Consider the following 12000-nt stretch of genomic DNA (forward strand, 5'->3'; position numbering starts at 1 on the left):
ACCCACCGGCCTAAAAGCCCGGCGGAAACACCGATTTCCTTAGCCACATGGGCAATTGGGCGCTCTGACTCGATTACCAGGTTCGCGGCCTCACGCCGGTACTCAGGCGTGTACTTCTTGCGCTGTTGACTCACAATGAACATCCTCTCTTACGGACACAAGATCCGTACAAATAGGGTGTCCACTAAACGAGGGTAACCTCAGGGCCGACTCCTGCGGATAACGTGATGGAACGGCTACTTCAGGCACGCTCATAGTTATTGGCGTAGTGCGGGTGCAGTGTGGGCGTAGATGACGACCACTGCAATCAAGGCGATACAGACGGCGAAGGGTGCCAGCGGGTTCCACCCGTAAAGGGCGGTCGAAGCCAGCGGGGCAATCGCGTACGCCAACCCATTATTAGCGTTGATGATGCCAGCCACTGCGCCTTGCTCATCTGCACTCATCTTCAAGGTTGGGCCAGTGTTGTACCCGGGCATCGCCAGTCCCATACCTACCCCCAGCACGATACACCCGACAACCAGTAAAGCGTGCGAGGAGGTAGGCCAAATGAGCACAGTTGCAACTAGTGTAATGGCCAGACCAGTACGTAAAAGCTTCGCTGCTCCCCACCCTGTCTTTGGAGCAATCACCGCTTGGGCAATGATCATGGTCACGCCCATGATGGTCAGGTAAATCGCGGAAATACCTGCGGTCGCAGTTGCCGACAGGGCGAAGCGGTCTTGGACAGTGAATCCAAAAATCGTAGCAACAGAAGAAAACACAAGAAACATCACCAGACCAGTTGCTAGCCAGGGAGCTACACGCGGATCAGTGAAGCGAATCCGTTGAGGCTTTGCAAAAAGTTGCCCTCGGCTTTGAGGTGCGAAACTCACCAAGAGAACAACCAGACCAATCACCATCACAACGGGCATGACCACCAAGGGCAAGAGCAGGCCACCAGCAGCGGCTAACACACCTCCAGTAACACCTCCAACAATGGAGGCCATCCCTTGAGCCGCTCCAATCATGCCCAGTGCTTTTACCCGCCCGTTCTCGCTGGCAGCATGCGTGACCAGGTGGGCTTGCGCGGTCGGGGCGATCGCTGAAATCCCTCCACCATAGAGCAAACCACGAGTGATCACAACACCAAAAACTAGTCCGACACCGCCAACTACCTGGTTCATCCCCAGGTAGGAGACAATACCGAAGGCGCTCAAAGCGATGATCGCGATCACAAGCCCAGCAGCGAGTACACGTTTAGCGCCGACACGTTGGGAAGCTCGCCCCCAATAAGCACTCAAGCTCGCTAGTACAATCGCTGCCAAAGAGATAGTGGCGCCAATATGCCATTCCCGCAATCCCATCTGTCGTGACAGTGGCGCGATGATCGGATTGAGAATCATTTGCCCCATAAAGGCGAGAAAAACGATTCCCACTACCAGGTTCGCTTGCGCTCCTGGATCAATAGAGCTCTGTGTCGGCTTATTACTACGAGGGTCGGGCATCACTACACTCCATTACTAGAACACTGTTTCACTTAGGGATATTGTAGAATGGTGTTCTAGTAAGGGTCAAGGAATAAGTTAGGGTCACCTTATGAACACTGTGCTAACGGGGCGAAGGGCTGGGCTATCACGCGAGCTGATTGTCAAACAAGCTGTACAGTTAAGCGCGATCAGTGGCGTTGAGGGATGGTCAGTACGGGACATTGCCCGTGAACTGGGCGTGGTTCCCTCAGTGATTTATCATTATTTTCCAAACAAGGAAGCCATTTGTGATGCTGTTGTAGACCGGGTATGTGTCGGGATTGAAGTTCCCGACCCGGACCTTGAATGGAAAGCCTGGTTTCGAGCTATGGCTCACAATCTACGCCCCGCATTGTTAGCATATCCGGGGATTACCGACAGGTTCGCGCGGGGCAAGTTCACCGAACAGTTTTTGCCGATGATCGATGGAGCCTGGGCCAAACTACAAGAAGCTGGGTTTGGTGACAATTCGCCTGTGGCCTACACAATTATCGCGAACTCGATCATCCACACGATCGGAGCGAGAAACCTGCGCGCATCCAATCAAATCCAGCCTCGCCACAACCTGCACGAAATGCTTGTCAGGCTTGAGCCTATGATGGCTCAATCTGTTGGACTGACCAGTATTGTCAACTCTTACCTGGAGCCTCTCTCACACCCTGATGAAGAAGAAGCGATGTCCGAGGAATACTACGACCTCGTCATCGATGTGATCCTAGACGGCATCGAACACACCCTGCTGCCTTAACTCTGACCCACTTCTCAATCATCGTCTTAGTGAGCGCCCGCACAGCTGTGTACTTCAACACAGCGGATGTAGCCCAGTTGATAAGCCGGGTCAGTTCACGTTCACCCCTCGCGTTATCATGGTCACGGAGACGGTTAAGTAGTTCTTCCTGATACGGATTATTCATGGTGTGCCCTTCATCCAGGTATGGGTAAAGGGGGCCAAGGCACACACCCTGACCCCCTTCGCTGCCTGCTACGGGCTAGCGTCTACTCGGTAGCACCCGCCGTGGTCGGCTCCACCACATCCTGTTCAGCCGTCGCCAGCACCTCCGGGCGGAACACGGAACCGCCGTACACCTGGAGGCCCGTAATCGCACGGGTGAAACGGAACGGCAGCATGGACGATTCCGCCACCTCCGTGATCTGGTAGCCGAACGGGGTAGCCATCGGGTGGCCCGCAATGACCACCTCACGGCCCGCCACCGTCGGCACCGTCGGCGCGGAAATGATGCGGAACCCGAGCAGGCGACCAATCTCACCGTTCAAGAGATTGCTGTTGTTCACTGCCTTGTCCAGGCGCTCGTCGTACAGCAACGCCGATTCCATCTCCGGGCCAACCATCACGAAACGGTCAGTCTTCGGAACCGAAGTGGCGTTGAGTTTCTTACGCAGCACCACCAGCGTCTTGTACGCGTCCTTCTTCTCAATGTCGAGCGGGAGGGTGCCCACCTTGTTGGAGTTCTTCACTCCGTCCTTCATGAGCTTGCCGATGTAGGTATCGACCTGCTCGGACATGCCTTCCTCTGCCTCGCTGACTGCCTCCGGCTTCACGTCTAGAGCAGACTGGACGGAAGATACCAGCGGAATCTTGAAGTTGAAGTAGTCGCCCTGGTCGGTCTTGAACTTACGCTCTCCGAACTCGACATCTTCAACAATCATGTCTTCGGACTCGTCGTACTTACGGATGGTGGGACGGCTAAGGTTGGTGACAACAACCTCGTCACCCTTACCGCGGATTTCGCCCTCAAAGTCGCAGTTCGTCACACCCTCCTGCGCGAATGCCCAGGTCTGACGGAGCGGCTGCATGAGCGCAGACGCGACAATCGGGCCGATTACCGGATCCCAGTTCTTGTGGGACTGTGGAGTTGCCATAGTGCGTTCCTCCTAGTGGAAACTTTTAGCGGCTGATACGGCCTTCCTCCACTGCCTTGTTGATTTCCTCAAACTTGCCCTGTGCGTACAGGCGGTCGAGGTCATCGGCGGTGAGGATTCGGCCATCGTTGTTGTTCGTGGGGCTGGGGTTCCGCTGGTGCGGGGTGCTACCCCACCCGCCTTGAACTGTGGGAATGAGTTGAGCGTGTTGGTCAATCGTGCGGGCTTTTCTCATGTGGAAGGTATGGTGGAAAGCTGTGGATACACTGAGGCTGTTTGGACGCGAGGCAATGTACCAGCTAGGTATCGAGCCTCACCGAATCCCACTGGTGATGCTCGCGACGCTGGGTATTTATTTGGCCTTTATGGTCTTGGTCAAGCTCTTTGGCAGCCGCGTTTTGACGTCCATCACCGCTTCCGATGCCGTCATCATCATTATGTTCGGCGCGGTTTCAGGCCGCGTGATTGTAGGCAACCCGCCGACCCTCGCCGCCGGAGTCATTGGTCTCTTCACACTTATGCTCCTGGAGGCAGCCTTCGGTACCTTCCGGCAGCTCGTGACATGGTCACGTTTCATCGACCGCAAACCGGTGCTCTTGGTTTATAAGGGGCAGCTGCAGGAAGACAATATGAGCTTTGCGCACATCACCGAAAGGGATATCAATTCCGCTGTGCGCAAGGCGGGCCTTGGTCGGCGCACCGACGTGCAGCTAATGATCTTGGAACCAACTGGTCAGATTTCTGTCATTCGCCGTGGCCAGCTTGTTGATGCCTCCGTATTCAAGGACGTTCTCGGCGCCGAGCGCATCGAGGAAGTAGATGCACAGGACTAGGAACAGTCTTCTAGGTTGCAAGAGTAGCCGGGCTTAGAAGCCGCGTCGTGTTTGGGCGTTGAATCGGCTGTCCAGGAAAACGAAAAATCTCCCCCTGCGCGGATTGCGCAAGGGGAGAGAGCGGCGCTTGTGGCTTACTTGATACCAGCGAGCTTATCGCCGAGACGCATTGCGTCATCCATGGCGCCGATGATGGAGGTGAAGACCTTAATCCACTCGCGGATTTCCTTCGGGCTGACGTTACCCTCATCGTCGGAGGAGAGAGCGAAGAAAGCCTTGGAGGAGCTGTCATCCTCAACCGGAGCTGCGGAAGCAACTGCGGTACCGGAGAAAGCGATGGTTGCAGCGGTAGCAGCGGCAACGATGGACTTACGGGAGAAGAATTTCATAGGATTTCCTAATCTGATTCGAATGTGAACGGAAAGTCTGACTTAAGTGGGTCTGACTTACTTAGCGAAGTTCTTGTTGTAGAAAGCGAAGACGGTGCCCAGAGCGCCGATGATGGCGGTGAAGACAGCGATCCAGTCGCGGATCTCGGACGGCTTCATGTCGGAGATGGAGGAACCCTCGGAGTCGTCGGAGGAGGAAGAAGACTCCTCGTCGGTCTTGCTCGGGGTCGTGGTGGTCTCGGCGGCCGGCTTGGTGGTGGACGGAGCTGCCGGGGTGGTGGTAGCCGTAGCGGTGGCGGTGGCCTCCGGGGTGGTGGTCTCAGCGTTAGCAACGGTCACGCCGGACAGGGAAACGGCAGCGGTGGTAGCGGCAGCGACAAGGGCCTTACGGGAGAAGAGCTTCATTCTCGTTCCTTATACATCTCGGGAATTTCAAAGACCTCACAGATGCTACTGAGGCATTGCGGGTTTTGCAAGGGATCTGACAATCAATTGATGAATCTGTGTGGCGGCTGTCCGCGGCATGTGAGCTGGGGTTTGGTCCGGTGCAGGTTGTGGACGTGGGTAATAGTTTGCCAAATGAACAGCTCAAGGCTAAGAAATTCTTAGTCCAGGTGGGGAGGGGCGGTTGGAATGGGAAAGGCCCCGCTCGCTGAATGCGAGCGGGGCCGGCCACCGTAAAGGGGGTAAAACTTAGCTCTCGACGGTTGCCTTGGTGATGCGAACTTCCTCAGCGGGAGCGCCGTCGGACTGTCCATCCTTGACACCCTTGGCAGCGATGGCGTCGATGGTCTTCTGTCCCTTCTCCGTCAGGGCGCCAAAATAGGTGTAGGAGGGCGGAAGCTGCGAGTCCTTATAGTTAATGAAGAACTGGGAACCATTGGTGTCTTCGCCGGCATTAGCCATGGCGATGGAACCCTTCGGGTACAGAGCAGGCTGTGCCCTAGCGGCGTCGTCAGCCTCATCGGTGGGGTACTCATTGGCAAACTGGAAGCCCGGTCCACCAGAACCCTTGCCGGTCGGATCACCGCACTGCAGGACGGAGAGGGTGCCCTCCGTCATGCGGTGGCACACGGTGTCGTCGTAGTACTTCGCGGAAATCATGTCCGTGATTGCGTTGACGGTACACGGAGCAAGCGAGCGATCGAGAGTCATCTCAATATCGCCTTGCTTGGTGGCGAAATTGACGGTCACTTCACCCTTGGCAGGAATGTTCTTTCCTTGCGGAGTAGGGACATCGCGGGAAGCGTCGCCAGTCTCGTTGTACTCGCAGGTGACGGTCTCACCGAGCGGCTTAGCACGCTTGCCGCTCAATGCTTCGGCGGTAGGGGCTTCAGTGGGCGTATCGGCGGCGGAGGTTTCCGAGGCCTGAATCTCTTCTTCCTCCGGCGAGCGCGTGGCCAAGAACCAGATACCGCCGACGAGGGCAACAATAACGACGGCGGCCATCAAAACGACGCCGAGCGGGCGGCTCTTCTGTTTACGGTCGCGGGATTTCAGCTCGCGATCGAGCTGGTTGAGCGCATCATCCAAGCGCTGGCTGTTAGTAGACACCTATGTTTCCTCCACAGTGGTGGTTTAAAAACTTTGACCCACCTATCCTAACCGCACGGTAGTTCACCGTGGCGCGCCGCCCCGCACGTCAGTACGCTTGGGTGCCATGGCTACTACGAATTTTCAGAATGAACCCGTCGAAACCAATGCTGAGCTGCCGAAGGTCGGTGACGCGCTGCCGGACTTCACCCTCGTCGGCACCGACTTGTCTGAGCTGACCAATGCGGACTTTGCTGGTAAGCGCCTGGTGGTGTCCTGCTTCCCGTCCGTGGATACCGGCGTGTGTGCAGCGCAGCTGCGCAAGTTCAATCAAGAGGCGGCTGGTCTGGAGAACACCGTTGTCCTGTCCGTCTCCCGTGACCTGCCTTTCGCACAGGAGCGTTTCTGCGCTGCTGAAGGTATCGACAACGTCGTCAGCGCTTCTGATTTCCGCTCCGATTTCGCCGACAAGCTGGGCCTCGTCCTGGAAGGCTCCCCGCTCAAGGGCCTGTGTGCCCGCGCGGTCATCGTCACCGACGAGAACCACAAGGTGACCTACACCGAGCTGGTTCCAGAGGTTACGACGGAGCCGGACTACGACGCAGCTTTGGCCGCCCTCAAGTAATGAACACACCCGATATCTACGGTTTCGCCGCAGGGCCTTATAAAACCAACACCTATGTTGTGGCTAACGGCTCGCGGGCGTTCATCGTGGACCCAGGGATGCACACACGCGAGCGCCTTGAGCAGCTCGCGCGTGAGAAGTCCCTGGAATTTGAGGCCGTCGTGCTCACCCACGGTCACATTGACCACACGCGTGATGCCGCTGAGTTTAACCTGCCGGTCTACATCCACCCGGATGACGCGTTCATGTTGGTGGATGGCTCCGGAGTATCTCCCGAATCGCAGATGCTTTTCGCCGCCGCTTCCATGAAGCAGGTGGCGGACCGGCGTGATCTGCTGGGTGGTGAGACGCTGAGCCTCGTCGGCCTGGAGTTTGAATTACTCCATGCGCCGGGGCATTCACCGGGGTGCGTCATGCTCGTGGCCGAGGATTTTGCGCTGACCGGTGACGTGTTATTCAAGGGCTCGATCGGCCGTACAGACCTTCCGCATTCCGATCCCGCGGCGATGCAGCGCTCATTGCGCGGTCCGGTGTGGGGCCTTGATGATTCCCTTGCCATCTTGCCGGGCCACGGCCCAACATCGACGATGCGCCGCGAACGCGCGACTAATCCGTTTCTCCGTGCGGCGGGGGATGTACTCTAAAGGGCGTGAGTGATAAGAAGCAGTTCAAAGCCCTGTCCGCGCCCAAGGGTGTGCCGGACTACGTTCCGCCGCAATCGGCCATCTTTGCCAAGGTTCGTGAGACCTTCGTGCATCAGGCACATCTGTCCGGCTTCCAACACATCGAACTCCCCGTCTTTGAGGACACGTCGCTGTTCGCCCGCGGCGTGGGGGAGTCCACGGACGTCGTGTCGAAGGAGATGTACACCTTCGCCGATCGCGGCGACCGCTCCGTGACTCTGCGCCCCGAAGGCACCGCGGGTGTTATGCGCTCAGTTATCGAGCACAACCTCGACCGTGGTCAGTTGCCTGTCAAGCTCAATTACTTTGGCCCCTTCTTCCGCTACGAACGCCCACAGGCTGGCCGCTACCGCCAGCTGCAGCAGGTCGGCGTCGAGGCCATTGGTGTCGATGATCCGGCGCTGGACGCAGAAATCATCGCGCTAGCGGACCGCTCCTACCGCAGCCTGGGGCTTAGCCAGTTCCGTCTGGAGCTGACCAGCCTGGGGGACCACGACTGCCGCCCGGCCTACCGTGAGAAGCTGCAGGAATTCCTGTTCAAGCTGGACCTCGACGAGGAAACCAGGGCCCGCGCGGAGCTGAACCCGCTGCGCGTGCTCGATGACAAGCGCCCGGAGGTCCAGGAGCAGCTTGTCGACGCCCCCCTCATGCTCGACCACCTCAATGCCGAGTGCCGCGAGCACTTTGAGACGGTCACTGGCCTGCTCGATGACATGGGCGTGCCCTACACCATCAACCCGCGCATGGTCCGCGGTCTTGATTACTACACGAAGACCTGTTTCGAATTCGTCCACGATGGACTCGGCGCGCAGTCCGGCATTGGCGGCGGCGGCCGCTACGACGGCCTCATGGCTCAGCTCGGCGGGCAGGAATTGTCCGGTATCGGCTACGGCCTCGGAGTGGACCGCACGGTTTTGGCTCTGGAAGCCGAGGGCGTGGAGCTCGACGGCGTCGAAGAGCGCGTGGCCGTTTATGGCGTTGCTTTGGGCGCGGCGGCAAAGAAGAAGATGGTCAGCATCATTAATGATCTCCGCAAAGCCGGTATTTCCGCGGATATGTCCTTCGGTGACCGCGGCCTCAAGGGAGCGATGAAGGGCGCTGATCGCGCCAACGCCCGCTTCGCACTCGTCCTCGGTGACCAAGAGCTAGAGTCTGGCACCGTGGCGCTGAAGGATCTGCGCGCGCACGAGCAGCACGACGTCCCGGTGGGGGACGTCGTCAAGCAGCTTCGTCAGCTGGTTTAGCACTCCACCTGCGAGACGGTGAAGCCCATCGTCTTCGCCAGGCCACCGAGCGAGGTCTCCTTGTACTTGGAGAGCATGTCCCGTCCGGTTTCGGCCATGGTGCGCACCGCGTTATCGAGGGTAACGTGGTGCGTTCCCTCACCCATGAGCGCAAGGCGCGCGGCGTTGATGGACTTGACTGCGCCGATGGCGTTGCGCTCGATGCAGGGAATCTGCACGAGGCCTCCGACGGGGTCACAGGTCAGGCCGAGGTTGTGCTCAAGGGCAATCTCGGCGGCGTTTTCAACCTGTTCCGGTGTTGCTCCGAGTAGTTCTGCCATGCCAGCAGCTGCCATGGAGGACGCTGAGCCAACCTCGCCCTGGCAGCCCACCTCGGCGCCGGAAATCGAGGCATTGGACTTGATGATGATACCAATGGCACCTGCGGTCAGCAGGTAGCGGCGGGCATCGGAGCGGGTGAAATCGGCCTGGAAGTCACGCGCGTAGTGCAGCACCGCGGGGATGATGCCACACGCGCCGTTAGTGGGGGCGGTGATGACGCGGCCGCCGGCGGCATTCTGTTCGTTGACGGCAAGCGCGTAGAGGTTGACCCATTCCATCGCGGACAAGCCACAGGACTCGTCGTTTTGCTTGGCCAGAAGCTGCTGGTACATGCGTGGCGCGCGGCGGTTCACACGCAGGCCGCCGGGAAGGATTCCCTTGGAGGAAATGCCCTCGGTCACGCACTCGCGCATGATATCCCAGACCAAGTCGAGGTGCTGGTAGACGTAGTCGAGACCGCCTTCTTCGCGGTGCAACACGGCCTCGTTGGCGGCGACGATTTCCCAGATAGCTTTGTCATTGGCCGCACACAGGTGAAGCAGGTGTTCGCCGGACTGGAACTCATAAGGAACGGTGTCCTCAGCGGTGGCCGCGGCGACACCGGCTGGCACACCGGTGTCTGTTTGGAGCTGGGCATCGTATTCCTCGCGGGACAGGATAAAGCCGCCGCCGACGGAGAAGTACTCTGCATTCTCGGCGAGTACCGTGCCGTTCTCGTCCCAGGCCGTAAAGATGAGGCAGTTCGGGTGTTCCGGCACCGGTTCGTTGTTGAATTCGATGCTGTACTGCACTTCACCTGCGGGGCCAGAAATGGTGCCCTCGGTGGGGATAAAAGCATCGGCGCGTGGCTCTGCGTCGAGCGGTACGGACAGCGGATCCCATCCGGCGAGGCCCAGAATCACGGCGCGATCCGTGGCGTGGCCGCGGCCGGTAGCGGACAGGGAACCGCGCAGTACGGTGTGGACCTTGGCCGGGTGTTGATCAAGCGCCTCGAGGAAGGCCTTAGCCGCGCGCATGGGGCCGACTGTATGGGAGGAGGAGGGGCCGATTCCGATGGAGAAGATATCGGTCACGCTAATTGTCATGTGGGGGTGAAACCTCCTTGGGAGCGTTAGATAAGTGTCGCCTTACGATAGTACCGAGAGCCCTCCGCAACCGCTTAGCCCGGATGCCCGTCGTGGCGGGAAAGAAGCGCGCGGAATCCTGAATGGTCTGGATCGACGTCCTGCGATTGCTCCCCCTGGGGCGCTTCCTCCGCCTCACCGAGCCTCCCGGCAAGTCCAGAGACCCGGTCGAGCGGGCGCACCATGAGGTCCGCTAGCTCCTCGGCGGCGCGTTCTATGCGTTTGTCATTGCGCGCGCCTTCTGCAGTGCCAAAGTCTTCCGTGGCCTGAATGATCCCGGTGGGGACCACTGTGGCATGCAGGTAGTTAAGCAGCGGGCGCAGAGCATAGTCGAGCACAAGCGCGTGCCGGCTTGAGCCGCCAGTGGCAGCGATGAGCGTGGGCAGTCCCTCTAGAGAATGCGGCTCCAAAGTGTCGAAGAACATCTTGAACAAACCCGAATAACTGCCCTGGAACACCGGGCTGACGGCGATGAGACCGTCCGCCTTGGTCACGGCAGTCTGCGCGGCATGGAGGCGGAGTGTGGGTGAAACCCAGTTGGTCATGGCTTCTGCCAACTCTCCGGCAAGCTCGCGCAGCTCGACGACGGTCACGTCGACGCCTTCACCTCGGGCACTAACGCGGGCGGTGGTGGCGGCGGAGAGGGCGTCGCCAAGCGCACGCGTCGAGGAGGGTGATGAGAGTCCAGCCGTAACGAGTACGAGAGAGCGCAACTACTTCTCCTCTTCAGGGTTGACCAGCGCGTGCGGGGCATAAGCGTCGAGCGTGGCATGGGTGGGCGGGTCAGAAGGTACATGATCTGGGCGGCGTTCCTCAAAGCGGCGGCGAAGCTCGGGCACCACCTGGGTACCAAGGATTTCGATCTGCTCGAGCACCACCTCCTGAGGCAGTCCGGCGTGGTCGATGAGGAAGAGCTGGCGCTGGTAATCGCCCACCCAATCTGCAAACTGTAGTGTGCGCTCCACCACCTGCTCTACGGTGCCTACCGTCAGCGGGGTCTGAGCCGTGAACTCCTCCAGGGAGGGGCCATGACCGTACACCGGGGCATTGTCGAAGTAGGGGCGGAAGAAGTCCTTTGCCTGCTGCTCCGTGGGCGCGATGAAGACATGCCCGCCGAGGCCCACGATGGCCTGGTCGGCGCGGCCGTGGCCATAGGACTCGTAGCGATTGCGGTAGAGGTTCACCATCTTCGCGGTGTGCTCCTTGTTCCAGAAGATGTTGTTGTGGAAGAAGCCATCGCCGTAAAAAGCCGCCTGTTCCGCAATCTGTGGGGAGCGAATGGAGCCGTGCCAGACAAAGGGTGGGATGCCATCGAGAGGCGCGGGCGTGGAAGTAAAACCCTGCAGCGGGGTGCGGAACTTTCCTTGCCAGGACACGACGGGTTCGCGCCAGAGGCGGCGCAGTAGGTGGTAGTTCTCCACTGCGAGGGGAATGCCCTCACGGATGTCCTTGCCAAACCACGGGTAAACCGGGCCGGTGTTGCCGCGGCCTAGCATGAGGTCGACGCGCCCATCTGCCAGGTGCTGGAGGAATGCGTAGTCCTCCGCGAGGCGAACAGGGTCGTTGGTAGTGATCAGCGTGGTGGCAGTGGAGAGTTGAAGGTTCTTCGTCTGTGCCGCAATGTATGCCAGGTGGGTGGTGGGTGCTGATGGCACAAAGGGCGGGTTGTGGTGCTCGCCGGTGGCGAAGACGTCGAGGTCCACCTCTTCTGCTTTGAGGGCAATCTCCGTGATAGCGCGGATGCGCTCGGCCTCAGTGGGGGTGCGGCCGGTGGTCGGGTCCTGGGTGACATCGCCGATGCTAAAGACTCCAAATTGCATGACATCCTCCTTTCTATGTCATGTCAACAAGGTTAGGGA

Annotated in this window: 15 protein-coding genes; 5 read left to right on the forward strand and 10 right to left on the reverse strand. The window is 59.2% G+C overall.

Going from position 1 to position 12000, the window contains the following annotated elements:
• Both HMPREF2792_RS13405 and HMPREF2792_RS00010 read right to left on the reverse strand, forming a co-directional pair.
• Positions 1-143, reverse strand: a 143-nt coding sequence (locus HMPREF2792_RS13405) for a transposase (protein ID WP_141748945.1), incomplete at its 3' end; no start/stop codon positions are given.
• A 114-nt stretch (positions 144-257) separates the two neighbouring features.
• Entirely contained in the window at positions 258-1487 is a 1230-nt protein-coding gene (locus tag HMPREF2792_RS00010) for an MFS transporter (protein ID WP_070495012.1), read from the reverse strand.
• Between the two features lie 91 nt (positions 1488-1578).
• On the opposite strand from HMPREF2792_RS00010, the gene HMPREF2792_RS13090 reads away from it, so the two are divergent.
• The gene (locus tag HMPREF2792_RS13090; protein ID WP_070462451.1) at positions 1579-2256 is read left to right on the forward strand and encodes a TetR/AcrR family transcriptional regulator; all 678 of its coding nucleotides are present in this window, start codon (positions 1579-1581) and stop codon (positions 2254-2256) included.
• Positions 2257-2504: 248 nt separating this feature from the next.
• Here the strand turns inward: HMPREF2792_RS13090 and HMPREF2792_RS00020 are convergent, their stop codons facing one another.
• Together HMPREF2792_RS00020 and HMPREF2792_RS00025 are read right to left on the reverse strand one after the other, a co-directional pair.
• The gene (locus HMPREF2792_RS00020) at positions 2505-3389 is read right to left on the reverse strand and encodes a hypothetical protein (protein WP_070529834.1); all 885 of its coding nucleotides are present in this window, start codon (positions 3387-3389) and stop codon (positions 2505-2507) included.
• A gap of 25 nt (positions 3390-3414) precedes the next feature.
• A complete protein-coding gene (locus HMPREF2792_RS00025) occupies positions 3415-3624 on the reverse strand; it encodes a hypothetical protein (RefSeq protein WP_070529836.1) in 210 nt (69 codons plus the stop codon).
• A gap of 55 nt (positions 3625-3679) precedes the next feature.
• On the opposite strand from HMPREF2792_RS00025, the gene HMPREF2792_RS00030 reads away from it, so the two are divergent.
• A complete protein-coding gene (locus HMPREF2792_RS00030; RefSeq protein ID WP_180952042.1) occupies positions 3680-4222 on the forward strand; it encodes a DUF421 domain-containing protein in 543 nt (180 codons plus the stop codon).
• Between the two features lie 134 nt (positions 4223-4356).
• Here the strand turns inward: HMPREF2792_RS00030 and HMPREF2792_RS00035 are convergent, their stop codons facing one another.
• From HMPREF2792_RS00035 to HMPREF2792_RS00045, 3 genes are all read right to left on the reverse strand, one after another.
• The gene (locus HMPREF2792_RS00035; protein ID WP_070522137.1) at positions 4357-4611 is read right to left on the reverse strand and encodes a hypothetical protein; all 255 of its coding nucleotides are present in this window, start codon (positions 4609-4611) and stop codon (positions 4357-4359) included.
• A 57-nt stretch (positions 4612-4668) separates the two neighbouring features.
• Positions 4669-5016, reverse strand: coding sequence for a hypothetical protein (locus HMPREF2792_RS00040; protein ID WP_070529837.1), 348 nt, complete (start codon positions 5014-5016; stop codon positions 4669-4671).
• Positions 5017-5304: 288 nt separating this feature from the next.
• The gene (locus tag HMPREF2792_RS00045; protein ID WP_070529838.1) at positions 5305-6165 is read right to left on the reverse strand and encodes a peptidylprolyl isomerase; all 861 of its coding nucleotides are present in this window, start codon (positions 6163-6165) and stop codon (positions 5305-5307) included.
• 106 nt (positions 6166-6271) lie between these two features.
• Between HMPREF2792_RS00045 and tpx the strand changes: the two genes are divergently transcribed.
• The 3 genes from tpx to hisS are packed head-to-tail and all read left to right on the forward strand — an operon-like array spanning position 6272 to position 8696.
• Positions 6272-6769, forward strand: a complete 498-nt coding sequence (gene tpx, locus HMPREF2792_RS00050; RefSeq protein ID WP_070522146.1) for a thiol peroxidase — start codon at positions 6272-6274, stop codon at positions 6767-6769.
• Entirely contained in the window at positions 6769-7413 is a 645-nt protein-coding gene (locus HMPREF2792_RS00055) for an MBL fold metallo-hydrolase (protein ID WP_070522149.1), read from the forward strand. The genes tpx and HMPREF2792_RS00055 overlap by 1 nt, the downstream gene beginning before the upstream one ends.
• A gap of 5 nt (positions 7414-7418) precedes the next feature.
• Positions 7419-8696 carry a histidine--tRNA ligase gene (gene hisS, locus HMPREF2792_RS00060; protein ID WP_070529839.1) on the forward strand — a complete coding sequence of 426 codons (1278 nt, stop codon included), beginning with the start codon at positions 7419-7421 and terminating at the stop codon, positions 8694-8696.
• Here the strand turns inward: hisS and HMPREF2792_RS00065 are convergent.
• From HMPREF2792_RS00065 to HMPREF2792_RS00075, 3 genes are all read right to left on the reverse strand, one after another.
• On the reverse strand, positions 8693-10102 hold the full coding sequence (locus tag HMPREF2792_RS00065; RefSeq protein WP_070529842.1) for an L-serine ammonia-lyase: 1410 nt from the start codon (positions 10100-10102) through the stop codon (positions 8693-8695). The two genes, hisS and HMPREF2792_RS00065, sit on opposite strands and share 4 nt — an antisense overlap.
• A 74-nt stretch (positions 10103-10176) precedes the next feature.
• Positions 10177-10854: an FMN reductase gene (locus tag HMPREF2792_RS00070; RefSeq protein ID WP_070529846.1), complete on the reverse strand. Its 678-nt coding sequence runs from the start codon at positions 10852-10854 to the stop codon at positions 10177-10179.
• Complete coding sequence (locus HMPREF2792_RS00075; protein WP_070529848.1) at positions 10855-11961, reverse strand: LLM class flavin-dependent oxidoreductase; 1107 nt, start codon at positions 11959-11961, stop codon at positions 10855-10857.
• Positions 11962-12000 lie beyond the last annotated feature (39 nt).

It is taken from the genome of Corynebacterium sp. HMSC068H04, from assembly GCF_001811255.1.
Taxonomy (GTDB): Bacteria; Actinomycetota; Actinomycetes; order Mycobacteriales; family Mycobacteriaceae; genus Corynebacterium; species Corynebacterium hesseae.

Coding starts and splice junctions, on each gene's coding strand:
- HMPREF2792_RS00040 (WP_070529837.1), bottom strand. CDS start 5,016: ATGAAGCTCTTCTCCCGTAAGGCCCTTGTCGCTGCCGCTACCACCGCT.
- HMPREF2792_RS00065 (WP_070529842.1), bottom strand. CDS start 10,102: ATGACAATTAGCGTGACCGATATCTTCTCCATCGGAATCGGCCCCTCC.
- HMPREF2792_RS00020 (WP_070529834.1), bottom strand. CDS start 3,389: ATGGCAACTCCACAGTCCCACAAGAACTGGGATCCGGTAATCGGCCCG.
- HMPREF2792_RS13090 (WP_070462451.1), top strand. CDS start 1,579: ATGAACACTGTGCTAACGGGGCGAAGGGCTGGGCTATCACGCGAGCTG.
- HMPREF2792_RS00010 (WP_070495012.1), bottom strand. CDS start 1,487: ATGCCCGACCCTCGTAGTAATAAGCCGACACAGAGCTCTATTGATCCA.
- HMPREF2792_RS00055 (WP_070522149.1), top strand. CDS start 6,769: ATGAACACACCCGATATCTACGGTTTCGCCGCAGGGCCTTATAAAACC.
- tpx (WP_070522146.1), top strand. CDS start 6,272: ATGGCTACTACGAATTTTCAGAATGAACCCGTCGAAACCAATGCTGAG.
- HMPREF2792_RS00075 (WP_070529848.1), bottom strand. CDS start 11,961: ATGCAATTTGGAGTCTTTAGCATCGGCGATGTCACCCAGGACCCGACC.
- HMPREF2792_RS00030 (WP_180952042.1), top strand. CDS start 3,680: ATGTACCAGCTAGGTATCGAGCCTCACCGAATCCCACTGGTGATGCTC.
- HMPREF2792_RS00035 (WP_070522137.1), bottom strand. CDS start 4,611: ATGAAATTCTTCTCCCGTAAGTCCATCGTTGCCGCTGCTACCGCTGCA.
- HMPREF2792_RS00025 (WP_070529836.1), bottom strand. CDS start 3,624: ATGAGAAAAGCCCGCACGATTGACCAACACGCTCAACTCATTCCCACA.